At 60.2% G+C, this 18,150-nt stretch carries 8 protein-coding genes, 2 tRNA genes and 3 rRNA genes; 4 read left to right on the top strand and 9 right to left on the bottom strand.

What is annotated here, in order from left to right; translation table 11 throughout:
• Nucleotides 1–82: 82 nt before the first annotated feature.
• Entirely contained in the window at nucleotides 83–1,423 is a 1,341-nt protein-coding gene (locus V6V88_RS08495; protein WP_280002081.1) for a dicarboxylate/amino acid:cation symporter, read from the bottom strand.
• 294 nt (nucleotides 1,424–1,717) lie between these two features.
• Between V6V88_RS08495 and V6V88_RS08490 the strand changes: the two genes are divergently transcribed.
• Together V6V88_RS08490 and V6V88_RS08485 are read left to right on the top strand one after the other, a co-directional pair.
• On the top strand, nucleotides 1,718–3,652 hold the full coding sequence (locus V6V88_RS08490; protein WP_223574880.1) for an ATP-binding protein: 1,935 nt from the start codon (nucleotides 1,718–1,720) through the stop codon (nucleotides 3,650–3,652).
• 50 nt (nucleotides 3,653–3,702) lie between these two features.
• Entirely contained in the window at nucleotides 3,703–5,073 is a 1,371-nt protein-coding gene (locus tag V6V88_RS08485; RefSeq protein ID WP_223576478.1) for a sigma-54 dependent transcriptional regulator, read from the top strand.
• 242 nt (nucleotides 5,074–5,315) lie between these two features.
• Here the strand turns inward: V6V88_RS08485 and rrf are convergent.
• The 5 genes from rrf to V6V88_RS08460 all read right to left on the bottom strand — a co-directional run bounded on the left by rrf (nucleotide 5,316) and on the right by V6V88_RS08460 (nucleotide 10,653).
• A 5S ribosomal RNA gene (gene rrf, locus V6V88_RS08480) occupies nucleotides 5,316–5,428 on the bottom strand.
• Between the two features lie 203 nt (nucleotides 5,429–5,631).
• A 23S ribosomal RNA gene (locus V6V88_RS08475) occupies nucleotides 5,632–8,516 on the bottom strand.
• Nucleotides 8,517–8,813: 297 nt separating this feature from the next.
• A tRNA-Ala gene (locus V6V88_RS08470) sits at nucleotides 8,814–8,889 on the bottom strand.
• 24 nt (nucleotides 8,890–8,913) lie between these two features.
• Nucleotides 8,914–8,990, bottom strand: a tRNA-Ile gene (locus tag V6V88_RS08465).
• A 132-nt stretch (nucleotides 8,991–9,122) separates the two neighbouring features.
• A 16S ribosomal RNA gene (locus V6V88_RS08460) occupies nucleotides 9,123–10,653 on the bottom strand.
• The 16S, 23S and 5S rRNA genes sit together here with 2 tRNA genes alongside, the layout of an rRNA operon.
• 893 nt (nucleotides 10,654–11,546) lie before the next feature.
• Here V6V88_RS08460 and rng point away from each other — a divergent pair.
• Nucleotides 11,547–13,010 carry a ribonuclease G gene (gene rng, locus V6V88_RS08455; RefSeq protein WP_056320252.1) on the top strand — a complete coding sequence of 488 codons (1,464 nt, stop codon included), beginning with the start codon at nucleotides 11,547–11,549 and terminating at the stop codon, nucleotides 13,008–13,010.
• Between the two features lie 394 nt (nucleotides 13,011–13,404).
• Nucleotides 13,405–14,106 carry a DUF3053 domain-containing protein gene (locus V6V88_RS08450; protein ID WP_175156879.1) on the top strand — a complete coding sequence of 234 codons (702 nt, stop codon included), beginning with the start codon at nucleotides 13,405–13,407 and terminating at the stop codon, nucleotides 14,104–14,106.
• An 82-nt stretch (nucleotides 14,107–14,188) separates the two neighbouring features.
• Here V6V88_RS08450 and V6V88_RS08445 read toward each other — a convergent pair whose 3' ends face one another.
• From V6V88_RS08445 to V6V88_RS08435, 3 genes are all read right to left on the bottom strand, one after another.
• Complete coding sequence (locus tag V6V88_RS08445) at nucleotides 14,189–15,661, bottom strand: diguanylate cyclase (protein ID WP_338618799.1); 1,473 nt, start codon at nucleotides 15,659–15,661, stop codon at nucleotides 14,189–14,191.
• A 217-nt stretch (nucleotides 15,662–15,878) separates the two neighbouring features.
• Nucleotides 15,879–16,109: a hypothetical protein gene (locus tag V6V88_RS08440; RefSeq protein WP_062838401.1), complete on the bottom strand. Its 231-nt coding sequence runs from the start codon at nucleotides 16,107–16,109 to the stop codon at nucleotides 15,879–15,881.
• Nucleotides 16,110–16,243: 134 nt separating this feature from the next.
• Nucleotides 16,244–18,049 carry a monovalent cation:proton antiporter-2 (CPA2) family protein gene (locus V6V88_RS08435; RefSeq protein WP_152383887.1) on the bottom strand — a complete coding sequence of 602 codons (1,806 nt, stop codon included), beginning with the start codon at nucleotides 18,047–18,049 and terminating at the stop codon, nucleotides 16,244–16,246.
• Between the last annotated feature and the right edge of the window lie 101 nt (nucleotides 18,050–18,150).

The raw sequence follows: 18,150 nt of genomic DNA, 5'->3' as shown, positions 1-18,150 counted from the left end.
ATTTCTTTTTGACCTTGCGCACTGCCGCGCGCGGATCAGGCACGGGCGCGCTGGCGGAAATCCGCACAGCGCGCCCAGGCGATCAGCTTTGCCGCGCAGGCTCGCCAATGGCAACCTGAGGTTGCGGCGTGGCGGGCGTGCTGGCGCTGTCCAGCGCGGCATGCAACTGCTCCTGGTCCAGCTCGCCTTCCCAGCGCGCGACGACCACGGTGGCGGTGGCATTACCCACCAGGTTCGTCAGGGCGCGGCATTCCGACATGAAACGGTCCACGCCCAGGATCAGCGCCATGCCGGCAACCGGCACCGACGGCACCACCGACAGCGTTGCCGCCAGCGTGATGAAGCCCGCACCGGTCACGCCGGCCGCGCCCTTGGAGCTGAGCATCGCCACCAGCAGCAGCAGGATCTGGTCGCCCAGCGACAGCGGAATGTCGCAGGCCTGCGCAATGAACAGCGCCGCCATCGTCATGTAGATGTTGGTGCCGTCCAGGTTGAACGAATAGCCGGTGGGCACCACCAGGCCGACGACCGACTTCGAACAGCCGGCGCGCTCCATCTTCTGCATCAGCGTGGGCAGCGCCGCTTCCGACGAACTCGTGCCCAGTACCAGCAGCAGTTCTTCGCGGATGTAGCGGACCAGCTTGAGGATCGAGAAGCCGTTGTAGCGGGCAACCAGGCCCAGCACGACCACGACAAACAGCACCGACGTGGCGTAGAACGTGCCCACCAGCATCGCCAGGTTCACGACCGACTTGATGCCGTACTTGCCGATGGTGAACGCCATCGCGCCAAAGGCGCCGATGGGTGCGGCCTTCATCAGGATCGCCACCATCTTGAAGATGGGCTGCGCCAACGCCGTCATGAAGTTCAGGATCGGCTTGCCGCGCTCGCCCACGATGGCCAGTGAAATACCGAATAGCACCGCCACGAACAGCACCTGCAGGATGTCGCCACCCACGAACGGGCTGAAGATGGTCGTGGGAATCACGTTCATCAGGAAGCCGGTGATGGTCGAGTCATGCGCCTTCGCGACATAGCCGGACACGGCTTTCTGGTCGAGCGTCGACGGATCGATGTGCATGCCGGCGCCGGGCTGCACGATATGGCTGACCACCATGCCGACGACCAGCGCCAGCGTCGAGAACACCAGGAAATACAGCATGGCCTTGCCGGCCACGCGCCCGACCTTCTTCAGGTCGCTCATTGCCGCGATACCCGTGGCCACCGTAAGGAAGATGACCGGCGCGATGATCATCTTCACCAGCTTGATGAACGCATCGCCCAGCGGCTGCATCTGCTGGCCCAGCTCGGGTTTGAAGGCGCCAAGCAAGATACCCACCACGATGGCGAAAATCACCTGCACATACAGGATTTGATAGAACTTGAGCTTGCGCGCGGGCGCGCTTTGATCCACTTCGATCATTGGGATTGTCCCCACCAGGGCCCCTTGCTCCGCGCAGCGTGGCGCGTGCGACGTCGGGGCGTTTTCTCTTTTATGGCCATGCGATCCTGCCGCCAGCCGATTTCACCGCGGGTGATGCGTCGCGCGGCTTGCCCGTGTAAATGCAATACCCATGCCAGGTGGGAACCGGCGTCATCGCCGCACATAAGCCATTGAAATTAAATATCTTTTTAAATCTCGTCCGGAATATTCGGTCACTTAAAGCGGCGAAACTTCGCACAGAAACCCGCTAAAATGTGCGGAAAACCGCACACCATGACCGGCTCCACCTCCTCCCCCCTTTCCCCGCCCGCTCGACCGCGCAGGTTGCCCTGGCCGTGGCGCGTGGCCCTGGCGCTATTGGCTGTCGCCGCGGTCACGTTCACGCTGCACGCGGCAACGCAGTGGGCGCGTGACGGCGCACTTCGCGAAGCCGCCATCCAGGCGCGCAGCACGGGTCAGATCAATGCCGCTTTATTGCGCAACAACCTCGACAAATTCCGCGCACTGCCCTTCGTGCTGACCCAGGACGTCGACTTGCGCGCCGCACTGCAAGGTGCCAGCGCCAGGCAGATCGAGGCCCTGGACGAGAAACTCGAATCCCTGAGCCGCGGCGTCGGCGCCTCCGCCATCTACGTTCTGGACAAGAAAGGTCTGGCCATCGCCGCCAGCAACTGGCGCGAGCCCGCCACTTTCGTCGGAATCGGCTACGAATTCCGCCCTTATTTTCAAGGGTCGGTTGCGCACGGCGCCGCCGAACATTTCGCGCTCGGCACCGTCAGTCACGAAGCCGGCCTGTATCTGTCGCGTCGGGTCGACGACGCGCAGGGCGCGATGTTGGGCGTAGTGGTCTTGAAGGTCGACTTCCGGGATCTCGAAGCCGACTGGCGTCAGGCCAACGCCGTCATCTTCGTCACCGACGAGCACGGCGTGGTGCTGCTCGGCAATATTCCAGATTGGCGTTTCAGAGTCCTGTCGCCGCTGCCGCCTGCGCTGGCGCAAACGCTGCGCACCAGCCTGCAGTTTGGCGACGCCAAGTTTCAGCCGCTGCCTGTGTCGCCGCGCCTGCAAGCTGCCAGCAGCGGGCAACTCGTACGCACCGACGACGCCTTGCCCCGCGCCGCCGCTGGCACCCCGTTGCTGCACACCACCCTGCCGGTCACCGAATCGCCCGGCTGGACACTGCACCAGTTGTCCCCCATCCAGGCGGCCATGAACCAGGCCAGCGCCAATGCCCAACTCGGGGCGTTGCTCACCCAAGGCGTGCTCGCGGCGCTGATCGGCGTAGTGCTTTACCGCCGCCACCGCAACCAGGAGCGGGCCGAGCAGCAAGCAGCCGTCCAGCAACAGCTCGCGGCATTGGTCGACGAGCGCACCGCGCAATTGCGCGACGTGAACGCCAAGCTAGTCGGCGAAATGGACGAGCGCCAACGCGCCGAAACGCAGCTTCACACCATGAAGGACGAACTGGTGCAGGCCAGCAAACTGGCATTGCTGGGCCAGGTGGCCGCCGGCGTTGCGCACGAAGTCAACCAACCCGTCGCCGCCATACGCGCCTACGCGGACAACGCCACCGAATTTCTGCGGCGCCACGACGAAGGCGCCGTCCGGGAAAACCTCGGCACCATTGCGGCATTGACCGATCGCATCGGCCACATCACCGGAGAGCTACGCGCCTTTTCGCGCAAGGCCGGTGCGACTGTCGGCCCGACGGATCTGATGGAGGCGCTCGAAGGCGCAATCCTGCTCGTCGGCCCGCGTGCCCGGCGCCAGGGCGTCACGCTGCAAAGCCCGCCACGCAACCACAACTGCCGCGTCCAGGCGAACCGGGTCAGGCTTGAACAGGTGCTGGTCAATCTTTTGCAGAACGGCCTCGAGGCCCTCGAAGGCACGGAAAACGGACGGATGGTCATCGCCCTGCAAGACCTGGGCGAATCCGTTCAGCTACAGGTTCACGACAACGGTCCCGGACTCTCCGACGAGGCCCGTGCCCGCCTGTTCACCCCGTTTCACACGACCAAACCAGATGGCCTGGGCCTGGGCCTTGTCATCAGCCGCGACATCGTCGCCGAGTTCGGCGGCGAACTGCGCGCCGCGCGCGCAGGCGACGCCAGCCTGTCGTCTCCCCATGCGCCCGGCAGCGGCGCCTTGTTCATCCTGACCCTGCGCAAGGCGCCGGACCAGACCCACCGCACCGAGCACTCCACATGACGCGCGCCCCTGATCTCCAGCTCCCCGCCACGATCGTCACCGACGATCCCATGCAGCGGCCAGTGGCCCCTCACGCCGTCTTCATCGACGACGACGACGAACTGCGCCGCGCCGCGCTCCAAACCCTGAAGCTGCATGGCATCTCGGTGGCGGCTCACGGCAGTGCCCGCGCCGCGTTGCCGGCGTTGGACCGCAACTTCGATGGGGTGGTGGTCACCGACATCCGCATGCCGGACATGGACGGACTTGAACTCTTCCAGCGGCTGCGCAACATTGATCCCGATATCCCGGTCATCCTGATCACCGGCCATGGCGACATCGCCACAGCCGTTCAGTGCATGCGCGAAGGCGCGTATGACTTCCTGTCCAAGCCCTACCCCGCCGACCGCCTGGTCGCCGCCATCAGCCACGCCGCCGAAAAGCGGCGGCTGGTCCTCGAAAACCGCCGTCTCCGCGAAGCCGCTTTCAACGTCGAGGCCGACGAGGTGCCGTTCATCGGCACCACGCCCGCCATGCAACGCATCAAGCAGACCTTGCGCCATATCGCGGACGCCGACGTCGACGTGCTCGTCGAAGGCGAAACCGGCACAGGCAAGGAAGTTGTCGCCACAGCCCTGCATCGCCTGAGCCGCCGCCGGCACCGGCCGCTCGTCGCCATCAACTGCGGCGCCTTGCCAGAAAGCGTCATCGAAAGCGAACTCTTCGGCCACGAGCCCGGCGCTTTCACCGGCGCACAAAAGAAACGCATCGGCCGCATCGAACACGCCAGCGGCGGCACCTTGTTTCTCGACGAGATCGAAAGCATGCCGCTCGCCGTCCAGGTCAAGCTGCTGCGCGTGCTCGAATCCCGCCAGATCACCCCGCTTGGCAGCAACGAAGTCCGCAATCTCGACCTGCGCGTGGTCGCCGCCACCAAGGAAGATCTGGGCAGCCCCGCCATCCGCGCGAAGTTCCGCGAGGACCTCTTCTACCGCCTGAACGTCGTCACGATCCGCCTGCCCCCCCTGCGCGAGCGCCGCGAAGACATCCCGCTGCTCTTCGCACACTATCTCGGCCACGCCGCGCGCCGCTTTCATCGCGATATCCCCGACATGCCTGCCTCGATCCGTCAGCACCTCATGACGCACGACTGGCCCGGCAACGTGCGTGAACTCGCCCACTTCGCAGAACGTTTCGTGCTGGGCGTGCTCAATGGCCCGGCACCTGATACGGCTCCGGCGTCCGCCGGCTCGCTCAGCCTTCCCGAACGCATGGAAAACTACGAGGCACAGATCATCCGCGATGCCCTCGCCGCACACCGTGGCGACATCAAAGCCACGCTCGACACCCTAGGCATTCCCCGCAAAACGTTTTACGACAAACTCCAGCGCCACGGCATCGACCGCCAGGAATACGTGGCCGCGCCTCGCGGCACCGTCTAGCGCAAGTCCCACACCGCAGTCGCCCTCAAGACCCGCGCGGCGCACAGATCCCTTTACGACACCAAAAACAAACCCCCCTCGCGGCGCAAGCCGCGAGGGGGGTTTTAATTACTTTCCCGATACCGCACTCCCGATACGGCACTCCCGGTACCGCATTTTCGATACTGGAATCGCTGCAGTAATCCCGACGCCACAAAGACAAAACCCCGCAGGGGATACCTGCGGGGTTTTGAGCAATAAAAGCCTGACGATGACCTACTTTCACAGACGTCCGTCCACTATCATCGGCGCAAAGGCGTTTCACTGTCCTGTTCGGGATGGGAAGGAGTGGGACCACCTTGCTATGGTCGTCAGGCGTAACTGGTTGAGCAGCTGCGGGTTAGGCAACAGCTCCAATCTTGGAAGAAGCGCAACGCGTGGCGATCAGAGCCTGGGGCTCGATGATCGGCGCACGGTGGGGTGTAATTGTGTTGGCTGGCTGCTGACGGTGCAGCCAGTATTTTGTATTGAACGACACTTGGAACGCTATATCACCAGGTCAATAACCATCAGTGTTATAGGATCAAGCCTCACGGGCAATTAGTATCGGTTAGCTTAACGCATTACTGCGCTTCCACACCCGACCTATCAACGTCCTGGTCTCGAACGACCCTTCAGGGGGATCAAGTCCCCGGGATACCTAATCTTCAGACGAGTTTCCCGCTTAGATGCCTTCAGCGGTTATCTCTTCCGTACTTAGCTACCCGGCAATGCCATTGGCATGACAACCGGTACACCAGAGGTACGTCCACTCCGGTCCTCTCGTACTAGGAGCAGGCTCCGTCAAGTATCCAACGCCCACGGCAGATAGGGACCAAACTGTCTCACGACGTTTTAAACCCAGCTCACGTACCTCTTTAAATGGCGAACAGCCATACCCTTGGGACCGGCTACAGCCCCAGGATGAGATGAGCCGACATCGAGGTGCCAAACACCGCCGTCGATATGAACTCTTGGGCGGTATCAGCCTGTTATCCCCAGAGTACCTTTTATCCGTTGAGCGATGGCCCTTCCATTCAGAACCACCGGATCACTATGTCCTGCTTTCGCACCTGTTCGACTTGTCAGTCTCACAGTCAAGCACGCTTATGCCATTGCACTATCAGCACGATTTCCGACCGTACCTAGCGTACCTTCGAACTCCTCCGTTACACTTTGGGAGGAGACCGCCCCAGTCAAACTGCCCACCATGCACTGTCCCCGATCCGGATAACGGACCAAGGTTAGAACCGCAAACAAACCAGGGTGGTATTTCAAGGATGGCTCCACGTGATCTAGCGACCACGCTTCAAAGCCTCCCACCTATCCTACACAGGCCGGTTCACAGTCCAATGCAAAGCTACAGTAAAGGTTCATGGGGTCTTTCCGTCTAGCCGCGGGTAGATTGCATCATCACAAACACTTCAACTTCGCTGAGTCTCAGGAGGAGACAGTGTGGCCATCGTTACGCCATTCGTGCAGGTCGGAACTTACCCGACAAGGAATTTCGCTACCTTAGGACCGTTATAGTTACGGCCGCCGTTTACCGGGGCTTCGATCAAGAGCTTGCACCCCATCACTTAACCTTCCGGCACCGGGCAGGCGTCACACCCTATACGTCGACTTTCGTCTTTGCAGAGTGCTGTGTTTTTAATAAACAGTCGCAGCCACCGATTCTCTGCGACCCCATCATGCTAAGCGCGCAGGCGCTTCACACTACCGGGGTATACCTTCTCCCGAAGTTACGGTATCAATTTGCCGAGTTCCTTCTCCTGAGTTCTCTCAAGCGCCTTGGAATATTCATCCCGTCCACCTGTGTCGGTTTGCGGTACGGTCTCGTACAGCTGAAGCTTAGAGGCTTTTCTTGGAACCACTTCCGATCACTTCGCAAGCAATGCTCGCTCGTGCCATACCCTTGATTTACGCGCCCGGATTTGCCTAAGCGCCATCTTCGATACAGCAACAGGGACATCCAACACCCTGATGATTTTCCGCGATCCGTCCCCCCATCGCACTGTACGACGGTGCTGGAATATTAACCAGCTTCCCATCAGCTACGCATCTCTGCCTCGCCTTAGGGGCCGACTCACCCTGCGCCGATGAACGTTGCGCAGGAAACCTTGGACTTACGGCGAGGGGGCTTTTCACCCCCTTTATCGCTACTCATGTCAGCATTCGCACTTCTGATACCTCCAGCAGCCTTTACAAGCCACCTTCGCAGGCTTACAGAACGCTCTCCTACCGCGTGCACTAAAAGTGCACACCCGCAGCTTCGGTTTATCGCTTAGCCCCGTTACATCTTCCGCGCAGGACGACTCGATCAGTGAGCTATTACGCTTTCTTTAAAGGATGGCTGCTTCTAAGCCAACCTCCTGACTGTCTATGCCTTCCCACTTCGTTTCCCACTTAGCGATAATTCGGGACCTTAGCTGGCGGTCTGGGTTGTTTCCCTCTTGAGTCCGGACGTTAGCACCCGGTGCTCTGTCTCCCAAGCTGTACTTGCGGGTATTCGGAGTTTGCCATAGTTTGGTAAGTCGCCATGACCCCCTAGCTATAACAGTGCTCTACCCCCCGCAGTAATACTTGAGGCACTACCTAAATAGTTTTCGGAGAGAACCAGCTATTTCCAGATTTGTTTAGCCTTTCACCCCTATCCACAGCTCATCCCCTAATTTTTCAACATTAGTGGGTTCGGTCCTCCAGCACGTGTTACCGTGCCTTCAACCTGGCCATGGATAGATCATCTGGTTTCGGGTCTACACCCAGCGACTGAATCGCCCTATTCGGACTCGCTTTCGCTACGGCTTCCCTATTCGGTTAACCTTGCCACTGAATGTAAGTCGCTGACCCATTATACAAAAGGTACGCAGTCACCCCACAAGGAGGCTCCTACTGTTTGTATGCATACGGTTTCAGGATCTATTTCACTCCCCTTCCGGGGTTCTTTTCGCCTTTCCCTCACGGTACTGGTTCACTATCGGTCGATCACGAGTATTTAGCCTTGGAGGATGGTCCCCCCATCTTCAAACAGGATTTCACGTGTCCCGCCCTACTTGTCTTACGCTTAGTTCCACACACAGAATTTCGTCTACAGGGCTATCACCTGCTACGGCCGGACTTTCCATTCCGTTCGACTATCCTGCGCGCTAAAACGTAAAGGCTCATCCGATTTCGCTCGCCACTACTTTCGGAATCTCGGTTGATTTCTTTTCCTCGAGCTACTGAGATGTTTCAGTTCACCCGGTTCGCTTCCACTAGCCTATGTATTCAGCTAGGGATACTGCATTGCTGCAGTGGGTTTCCCCATTCGGATATCTGCGGATCAAAGCTTGTTTGCCAGCTCCCCGCAGCTTTTCGCAGGCTACTACGTCCTTCATCGCCTGTGATCGCCAAGGCATCCACCATATGCACTTAGTCGCTTGATCCTATAACGCTGTAGGCTATAGGACCTGAGTATTAGCGTTTGTGCCGTTCATAAGTTTCAAAGCAGTCTGAGGCTTATCACCCCAGTCTTGAGAACTTGGAACAAAAAATAATGCAATCACAACCCGTGCCCATCTTCATCAGCAACGCTGATTACTCGATGAACACATTTTCGTTGTGCTTCTTCCAGATTGTTAAAGAACAAATATAGCTGTTGGGTAAAACCCAACTCATAACGTCGTGACTGACGACACTATGAGTTGGCCTCTACATCGCCACCGGCGATCAATGAGAATCAATGGTGGAGGTGAACGGGATCGAACCGATGACATCCTGCTTGCAAAGCAGGCGCTCTCCCAGCTGAGCTACACCCCCATATTTCGCTTGCCGCGAAATACCTGGTGGGTCTGGTTGGATTCGAACCAACGACCCCCGCCTTATCAAGACGGTGCTCTAACCGACTGAGCTACAGACCCAAAACCTTCTCGGATCAGTAGTCAGGAAGCTGAAGACCTAGGGAAGATTCCCTCGACCCAAGCCTACAACTGATCCCAGCTATATCAAACAACCGATAAGAGTGGACGCTTAACACGAGCACATAAGCTCTGAAAGGAGGTGATCCAGCCGCACCTTCCGATACGGCTACCTTGTTACGACTTCACCCCAGTCATGAATCCTACCGTGGTAATCGCCCTCCTTGCGGTTAGGCTAACTACTTCTGGTAAAACCCACTCCCATGGTGTGACGGGCGGTGTGTACAAGACCCGGGAACGTATTCACCGCGACATGCTGATCCGCGATTACTAGCGATTCCGACTTCACGCAGTCGAGTTGCAGACTGCGATCCGGACTACGATCGGGTTTCTGGGATTGGCTCCCCCTCGCGGGTTGGCGACCCTCTGTCCCGACCATTGTATGACGTGTGAAGCCCTACCCATAAGGGCCATGAGGACTTGACGTCATCCCCACCTTCCTCCGGTTTGTCACCGGCAGTCTCATTAGAGTGCCCTTTCGTAGCAACTAATGACAAGGGTTGCGCTCGTTGCGGGACTTAACCCAACATCTCACGACACGAGCTGACGACAGCCATGCAGCACCTGTGTTCCGGTTCTCTTGCGAGCACTGCCAAATCTCTTCGGCATTCCAGACATGTCAAGGGTAGGTAAGGTTTTTCGCGTTGCATCGAATTAATCCACATCATCCACCGCTTGTGCGGGTCCCCGTCAATTCCTTTGAGTTTTAATCTTGCGACCGTACTCCCCAGGCGGTCAACTTCACGCGTTAGCTGCGCTACCAAGGCCCGAAGGCCCCAACAGCTAGTTGACATCGTTTAGGGCGTGGACTACCAGGGTATCTAATCCTGTTTGCTCCCCACGCTTTCGTGCATGAGCGTCAGTGTTATCCCAGGAGGCTGCCTTCGCCATCGGTGTTCCTCCGCATATCTACGCATTTCACTGCTACACGCGGAATTCCACCTCCCTCTGACACACTCTAGCTCGGTAGTTAAAAATGCAGTTCCAAAGTTAAGCTCTGGGATTTCACATCTTTCTTTCCGAACCGCCTGCGCACGCTTTACGCCCAGTAATTCCGATTAACGCTTGCACCCTACGTATTACCGCGGCTGCTGGCACGTAGTTAGCCGGTGCTTATTCTGCAGGTACCGTCAGTTTCCCGGGGTATTAACCCGGAACGTTTCTTTCCTGCCAAAAGTGCTTTACAACCCGAAGGCCTTCATCGCACACGCGGGATGGCTGGATCAGGGTTTCCCCCATTGTCCAAAATTCCCCACTGCTGCCTCCCGTAGGAGTCTGGGCCGTGTCTCAGTCCCAGTGTGGCTGGTCGTCCTCTCAAACCAGCTACGGATCGTCGCCTTGGTGAGCCGTTACCCCACCAACTAGCTAATCCGATATCGGCCGCTCTAATAGTGCAAGGTCTTGCGATCCCCTGCTTTCCCCCGTAGGGCGTATGCGGTATTAGCTACGCTTTCGCGTAGTTATCCCCCGCTACTAGGCACGTTCCGATACATTACTCACCCGTTCGCCACTCGCCACCAGACCGAAGTCCGTGCTGCCGTTCGACTTGCATGTGTAAGGCATCCCGCTAGCGTTCAATCTGAGCCAGGATCAAACTCTTCAGTTTAATCTCTGTATTTGTTTCGTATTCTTGGTCTGAATAAATCCAAACCAGGTCATACGTCGCTACTCAAAGGAAGTGAGGTATGTTCTTAAACTTGACGTCTAAGGTACTTCACTTCTAGTGAGCACTTGATTTCTTGTGCTTGCGATAAGGCCGAAACCCAATCGCTGCACTCGCATCAAGCGCCCACACTTATCGGTTGTTTAGTTGTTAAAGAGCGGTACTGCTAAATTCTGTACTACGGGTTTCTGCCTTTAACTTCGGCGAACTTCGCTTTTGCGTCGTCGCTGTCGTTGCAGCAGAGAAACGAGATTATGAAGAAGTTTTTATCGCTTGTCAAGTCAGCTTCGCTTTTTGCTTTACGCAGTTGCGTCGCTTGGCTTGCGGCGACCTCTTCAGGTCTCGCCAGGACTTTCGTCCTGCCCTAGCAGCTATCGAAACTTCAGGGTAAACCCTAATTTTTCAGTAACTGCCAAGCCCAAGACTATAGCACAATTTTTGCAGATCTTGCAACTGGCTTCTGCCTGATTTGCGTCGATCTTTGCAATAACCGCTTGGCGCTCATTACTGATTGCCGCTGCGGCAGGTGAAATTGGGTTGCCCCGTCACCTGTTGCACTTGCTTGGCTTCGCGTCTCAAAACTGTCTGAGCTGCGAAGGAGCGAGACTATAGCACAGAATTTTGGGCTGTCATGCCAGTGTCGCAAATTTGTTGATGGAAAGGCAGTCAGGCTGGCGCCGACGCCCTGCTCCGTCGAAGGAGGCACGGGCCGTGACTGGCCGCGCCTATATATAGATAGCGGCAGCCCCTGCTTGTGGGACTAGTATGTACGTTTACTATTCGCCTGTACGTCGCATCTGATTGGAGACAGATACCTCATGCCCCCTGCGATCGCCCTGAGCGAAGACATCCTGATCAACGTCACCCCGTTTGAAACCCGCGTTGCGCTGGTGGAACAGGGGTCGGTTCAGGAATTGCACGTCGAACGTAGCATCCAACGGGGCCACGTCGGCAATATCTATCTGGGTCGGGTCGTGCGGGTGCTGCCGGGCATGCAGAGCGCGTTCATCGACATTGGGCTGGAGCGGGCGGCGTTCATTCATATTGCGGACCTGCGCGAGAATCGTACCGAGCGCAGCCAGGGTTTGACACCGACGCCAATCGAAAAGCTGATATTTGAGGGACAGACCCTCATGGTGCAGGTCGTGAAGGACCCGCTCGGCACCAAGGGTGCGCGGCTGTCGACGCAGATCAGCATGGCCGGGCGGATGCTGGTGTACCTGCCGCACGATCCGCACATCGGCATTTCGCAGAAGATCGATTCCGAGTCCGAACGCATCCAGTTGCGCGAACGTCTGCAAGCGCTGATGCCCTCGGACGAGAAAGGCGGATTCATCGTGCGCACGCAGGCCGAGGGCGCCAACGACGCGGAGCTGACTGCCGACGTGGAATATCTGCGCAAGCTGTGGACGAGTGTCCAGGCGGCGGCCCGGACCCAGCCCGCCCCCGCGCTGTTGCACCAGGACCTGACGCTTGCCCAGCGCGTATTGCGCGACATGGTCGGCCCCGAGACCGGGTCGATACTGGTGGATTCACGCACCACGACTGCCGCGATGCTGGAATGGGCGCGTGTGTACACGCCGTCGGTGGTTGACCGCATCAAGCATTACAGCGGCGAGCGCCCCCTGTTCGACACCGCCAACGTGGACGACGAGATTGCACGCGCGTTGTCGCGCCGGGTCGACCTGAAGTCGGGCGGCTATCTGATCATTGACCAGACGGAGGCGTTGACCACGGTGGACGTCAACACCGGCGGGTTTGTGGGGGGCCGCAATTTCGACGACACGATCTTCAAGACGAACCTTGAGGCGGCACAGGCAATTGCGCGGCAGCTGCGGCTGCGCAACCTGGGGGGAATCGTGATTCTGGACTTCATTGACATGGAGGAACAGGAACATCGCGACACCGTGCTGGCGGAGCTGAAGAAGGCGTTGTCGCGCGATCGGACCCGCATGACCGTCAATGGATTCACGCAGTTGGGGCTGGTGGAAATGACGCGCAAGCGCACGCGCGATTCGCTGGCGCACCAGCTTTGCGAGCCCTGCCCCATGTGCGAGTCGCGCGGCAATGTGCGTACGCCGCGCACGGTCTGTTATGAAATCCTGCGCGAGATTCTGCGCGAGGCACGGCAATTCAATCCCAAGGAATTTCGCATTCTTGCCTCGCAGGAAGTGGTGGACCTTTTTCTGGAAGAGGAAAGCCAGCATTTGGCGATGCTGGGCGACTTCGTGGGCAAGCGCGTGTCGCTGGAAGTGGAAGCGGCGTATTCACAGGAGAAGTACGACATCATCCTCGTTTGACGGCATAAGAAGAATGCCTAGTCATCGGACCGACGGAAGAGCCGCGCCTGCAAGCGCGGCTTTTTTCATTCGGGCGCGGCAGGATGGGGGCCATCGGGCGGCCGAAATGGCGATATGTCTGCGCGCCCATTGATGCGCGCGTATGAGCTGTAAACCGCGCTGGCGGCCGCTCTTCGCAACGTCCGCATCCAGCGCGCGTACGAGGACGAGGAGCCATACCCGAATCGCGAACCGGCTTCAACTCGATTTGTGTGGATTTTGTGACTTAACAATTCGTTTGAAATGATTTCTGAAACGGATGGCGACAAGTAAGGGTTATCGATAAGCTGCGGGCGCTTTGCCGGGTCGGTTACCGCCTCGGCGCTTTTCCCTTAGTCATTCGGAGGTCATTGCAATGAAGTCCCTATTCCGTCCGTTCCTGGTTCTGGTCGCGGCCCTGCCGCTGATGCTGGCAGCCTGCGGCGACAAGGAGCCCGAACAGCGCGCGGCGTTCACGCAGTTCCTGCAGACGCGCATCGTGGACAAGCCGGGCGTGCGTGTGCCGAAGCTGACGGAGGAAGAAAAGAAGTCCTTCGGCGACTACGCGGCCCACTACGCCATCATCACCGACTTCAATGCCGGCATGGATGCGTCGGTCAAGCCGCTGTCGGGGATCCTGCAGAAGGGTCAGGTGCGCTCGGTGAACGATATTGTCACGCGCCGCGAAGACCTGAAGTCCGTGCGTGCCGGTCTGGATGACATGAACACGGCGCTGAAGGAGCATCGCGCCAAGGCCGACGCGGCTCACGCCCAGCTCAAGCAGCCTGAGGACCTGAAGGCCGTGTACGACAAGGCCTACGAGAAGACCATCACCCTGCCGGCCGACACCTTTGGCGACGTGCTGCCGCAGATCAACGCCACCTACGACGTCACCCTGAAGATCGCCGACTACGTGGAAGCGAACAAGTCGAAGATCGAGATCTCGGGCAACAGCGTGACGGTGACCGATCCTGCCGTGCAAGCCGAGCTGAACAAGCTGCTGCAAGAGATGAACGCGCAGGCCAAGAATGTGCAGCAAGCACAGACGCGCCTGCAGGCCGTGATCATGGGCCGTTAAGCACCGCTCAAACACACTGTGCCACACATCGCCCCGCCGTCACCGAAAGGTGCGGCGGGGCTTTTTCTTGCCATGTCGATAATCAGGCCGGCGCCGACGCGACGCGATTGCGGCCCGCGGCCTTGGCCTGGTAAACGGCCGCATCGGCGGCTTCCACAAGGGCGGCCGAGACGTCGTCGCCTAGCGGCACGACCGTGGCCACGCCGACGCTGACGGTGACGATACCGCCTTCGTTGTCTTCGTGCGGAATGGCCAGGTCCTCGACCGCGCGCCGGATACTTTCGGCGATGACCAGCGCCTTTTCGCGGCGCGTGTCGGGCAGCAGCACCACGAACTCTTCGCCGCCGTAGCGGGCCGCCAGATCGCGAGGCCGGCGAGCCTTGCTCTGAAGCGCAAGCGCCAGCATCTTGAGCAACGCGTCGCCTTCCTGGTGGCCATAGCGATCGTTGTAAAGCTTGAAGCGGTCGGCATCCAGGAACAGCAGCGACAGCGGCGCGCGATCGCGACGCGCGGCCGCCCATTCCCTGTCGAGTACCTCGTCAAAGGTGCGCCGGTTGGCGATACCGGTGAGTCCGTCCGTCTGGGCCTGACGCGCCAATTGCGCCTCGAACGCCTGCCGCCAGCGCATCTCGCGCCGAAAGAGGAGGATCTGCGCCATCACCGATGCAAAGAGCGCCAAGGTCACGGGCACGATCAGGGCGGCGCGGCGCACCCAGGGTTCGAGCAGATCGTCGACGGCCAACGCCACGTCGATCACCAGCGGCGTGCGCTCGATGGCGTCGAACGCATAGAGACGATTGACGCCATCGGGCGACAGCACGCCGACAAATGCGCCCTCGCGGCCAATCAGGTATTGCTGGAAGTCGAGCGGCATGTCGATGTCGCTGTCGAAGTCGGCATGAGAATAGGGATTGCGCAACAGGACGACGCCGTCGTTGCGAAAGACCGTGATGGCGTCGTGCGGACCGATGGATACCTCGGCAAAGCGATCGCGAAAGTACGCCATGCGCAGGGAGCCGGCAACGACGCCGGCGAAACTGCCGTCGGCGTTGGAGATTCGCCGGCTGATCGCAATGCTTTCATCGGCACTTCGCAGGCGGCTGTAATACGGCCGGCTGACGTAGAGACCGACGTCGTCCGTGGTCTGGTGCACCTTGAAGTAATCGCGGTCCGCGAAATTGACGTCAGGCGGGGTGGCGGCAAGCGAGTCGTACCGAATGTTGCCTTGGGCGTCGAGCACGACGATGGCGCCGAGATACGCGGCGGTGGCGGCGCGGTCAAAGAGGAAGCGATGCCGGGATTCCGGTTCGAGGTCGGCGATGCCTGGCTCTTGCAGGCGCTCGACCACGCCCTGCAGCGACAGGTCGTAGACATGCAACGTGCGGCCGATGTCCGCCGCGAGCACGCTGGCCAGGTTGCGGGCCGATACGTAGGCCGCGTCCCACGTCACGCGGCGGTCCATCCACAACAGAGCGACTGCTGCCGTACAGATACCGATGGCGACGATGCCGGCCAACGCGTACAGCGTAAGGTGCACGATCCCGCGTGATTTCAATACGGCGCTCCTTCGCGGTGGCGGTCGGGTGGCGTAGTTCAGCTGCAAGCTGTGCATGATGATGCCGATGTCCGATGCCAGGCGCAAGGCATCGCCGCCCTGGACGGCAAAGTCAGGGGCGGCGATCAGCGCAAGTGACGGGAATTTTTGCCCGGAAAGACGCCCGGGCACGCGCGGAAAGACAGCAGCCGGGCGCGGCGCGCCCGAGGCGGGGCTTTCAGGACAGCGCGGCGGCTGCGATGCGGAACGGGAAGGCCTTGGCCCCGCGAGCCTTGTCGGTCTCGCGGTGGGCGTTGATGGCCCAGGCGGGCCCTGCCCCGCCGGCCTGCGCCATCAATTGGCGGGTGAGCACGCCAGAGAATCCGCAACGAAGCGTCATGGCCTGACGCCGGGCAAGCTCGATTCCGATGGCGTGCGACGTAGTCGAATTACGGTCCGTTTGCAGCATGGCAGCCCCCTGGCAAAAGCGCTTCCTGAGTGAAGCGTCATTGCGGATTAATCTACCCTAGCTGCTTGATTTTGCGCGTGAAATGATGCGTAAAGTAATGCAAAGATCCGGAAATGCACGCCGAAAAATAGCCGTCAGGCGGATGGACTGGGCGCAGCATCGCCGGTTTCGCGGTCCGGCCGGTCATTGATGCCATCCGGTTGGCCCGTCATATTTCCGTAAAGCAGCGAGCGGCCGGCGAACAGCCCGCCTGCCACCTCGAGCTCGAAGCGTTCGGTGTCGCGTTGCCGTACGTCCTGAATGACCTCCTCGGCCTCGTCGGGCGGCACGCCGATGGCGCGCAACGCCGCTTCGCCGAAGACCAGCGCCGATTCCAGGGTTTCGCGGACCTGGAAATCCACCCCTTCGCGGGCCAGCGCCAGGGAATGGATGCGGTCATAGGCCCGCACCACGACGCGCACCAGCGGGAATTCGGATTTGATTAGATGCACCATGTGGGTGGCGGCGCGCGGGTCGTCGATGCACACCAGGATGGCGCAGGCGTTTTCGGCGCCGGCCGAACGCAGCATGTCGGCGCGCGTACCGTCCCCGTAATACACCTTCACGCCCCACTTTGCCGCGGCGCGGATCGCGTCGGTGTCGGTGTCCAGGATCGAGACCTTGACCCCGCGTGCCAGCATTGCCTGCGTCACGATCTGGCCGAAACGGCCAAAACCCACGATCAGCGCGCAGCCGTCCAGGTCGCGGGCCACGTCCACGCCATCCATGGATGGTTTGGGTTTGGGCAGGAGCCAGCGCAGGGCCAGGACGCACAGCGGGGTGAGCGCCATGGAAATGATGACGACCGCGGTCAGCACCGCGCCCGTATGCGCGTCGAAGATGCCTTTGTCAGCGGCGGCGCTGTACAGGACGAAGGCAAACTCGCCGCCTTGCGCCAGCAACGCGCAACGGGTGATGGCTTCGGCATGGGTGGCGCGCAGCAGGCGCGCCACGATGTAGACGCCCACGGATTTGACCGCCATGAAAGCGACGACACCCGCCAGGATGAGCGGCCATTCCCGCGCCACGGCCAGGAGATCCAGCGACATGCCCACGCCCAGGAAGAACAGGCCGAGCAGGATGCCGCGAAAGGGCTCGATATCGGCTTCGAGCTGATGGCGGAATGTGGATTCGGACAACAGCACACCGGCCAGGAACGCGCCCATGGCCATGGACAGGCCGCCCAGTTCCATCAGCAACGCGGCGCCCAGCACGACGAGCAATGCAGCCGCGGTCATCACTTCGCGGGCATGCGCCGCGGCCAGAAGACGAAACAGTGGGTTGAGGAGCCACCGGCCCGCGGCCAGCAGCGCCAGAATGCAGCCGAGCGCAATGGCGGCCTGCCACCACGGATTGGCCTCGCTGCCGCTGCTTGCGGGAGCCAGCAAGGCGGCCAGCGCCAGCAGCGGGACGATCGCCAGGTCTTCGAGAAGAAGGATGGAGACGATGCGTTGGCCCTGCGCGCTGGTGGTCTCGTCGCGCTCGGCCAGGATCTGCATCACGATGGCCGTGGATGAAAGCACGAAACCCATCGCCGCCATGAAGGCCGCGGCGCCTGACAGACCTGCAAGCAACCCGACGCCGGTAAGCAGCGCACCGCAAACCAGCACTTGCGCGACGCCCAGCCCGAAGATTTCGCCGCGCAGCTTCCAGAGGCGCGACGGCTGCATCTCCAGCCCGATGATGAAAAGAAACATCACCACGCCCAGTTCGGCGACGTGCAGGATGGATTTGGGATCGGTGAAAAACCCGATGCCGAACGGGCCTATCGCCAGGCCGGCCGCCAGATAGCCCAGGACCGAACCCAGTCCTAGACGCTTGAACAAGGGGACGGCAATCACCGCTGCGCCAAGCAGAACGACGACGTTGAGGACTTGATTGCCTTCGGAAGGCAGGGCCATGGAGCGCTCCTGGTTGCATGGCGGGCCGAAGCGCCTGGGACGCCGCCCAGCCCGCTCTGCGCAGGCTGGGGCCATTTTCCGGCAAACCGCGGGATTGGCAA

It is taken from the genome of Achromobacter sp. E1, assembly GCF_037039475.1.
Taxonomy (GTDB): domain Bacteria; phylum Pseudomonadota; class Gammaproteobacteria; order Burkholderiales; family Burkholderiaceae_B; genus Achromobacter; species Achromobacter mucicolens.
The sequence above is the reverse complement of the archived record's forward strand: the minus strand, read 5'-3'. Positions and strand labels throughout refer to the sequence as shown.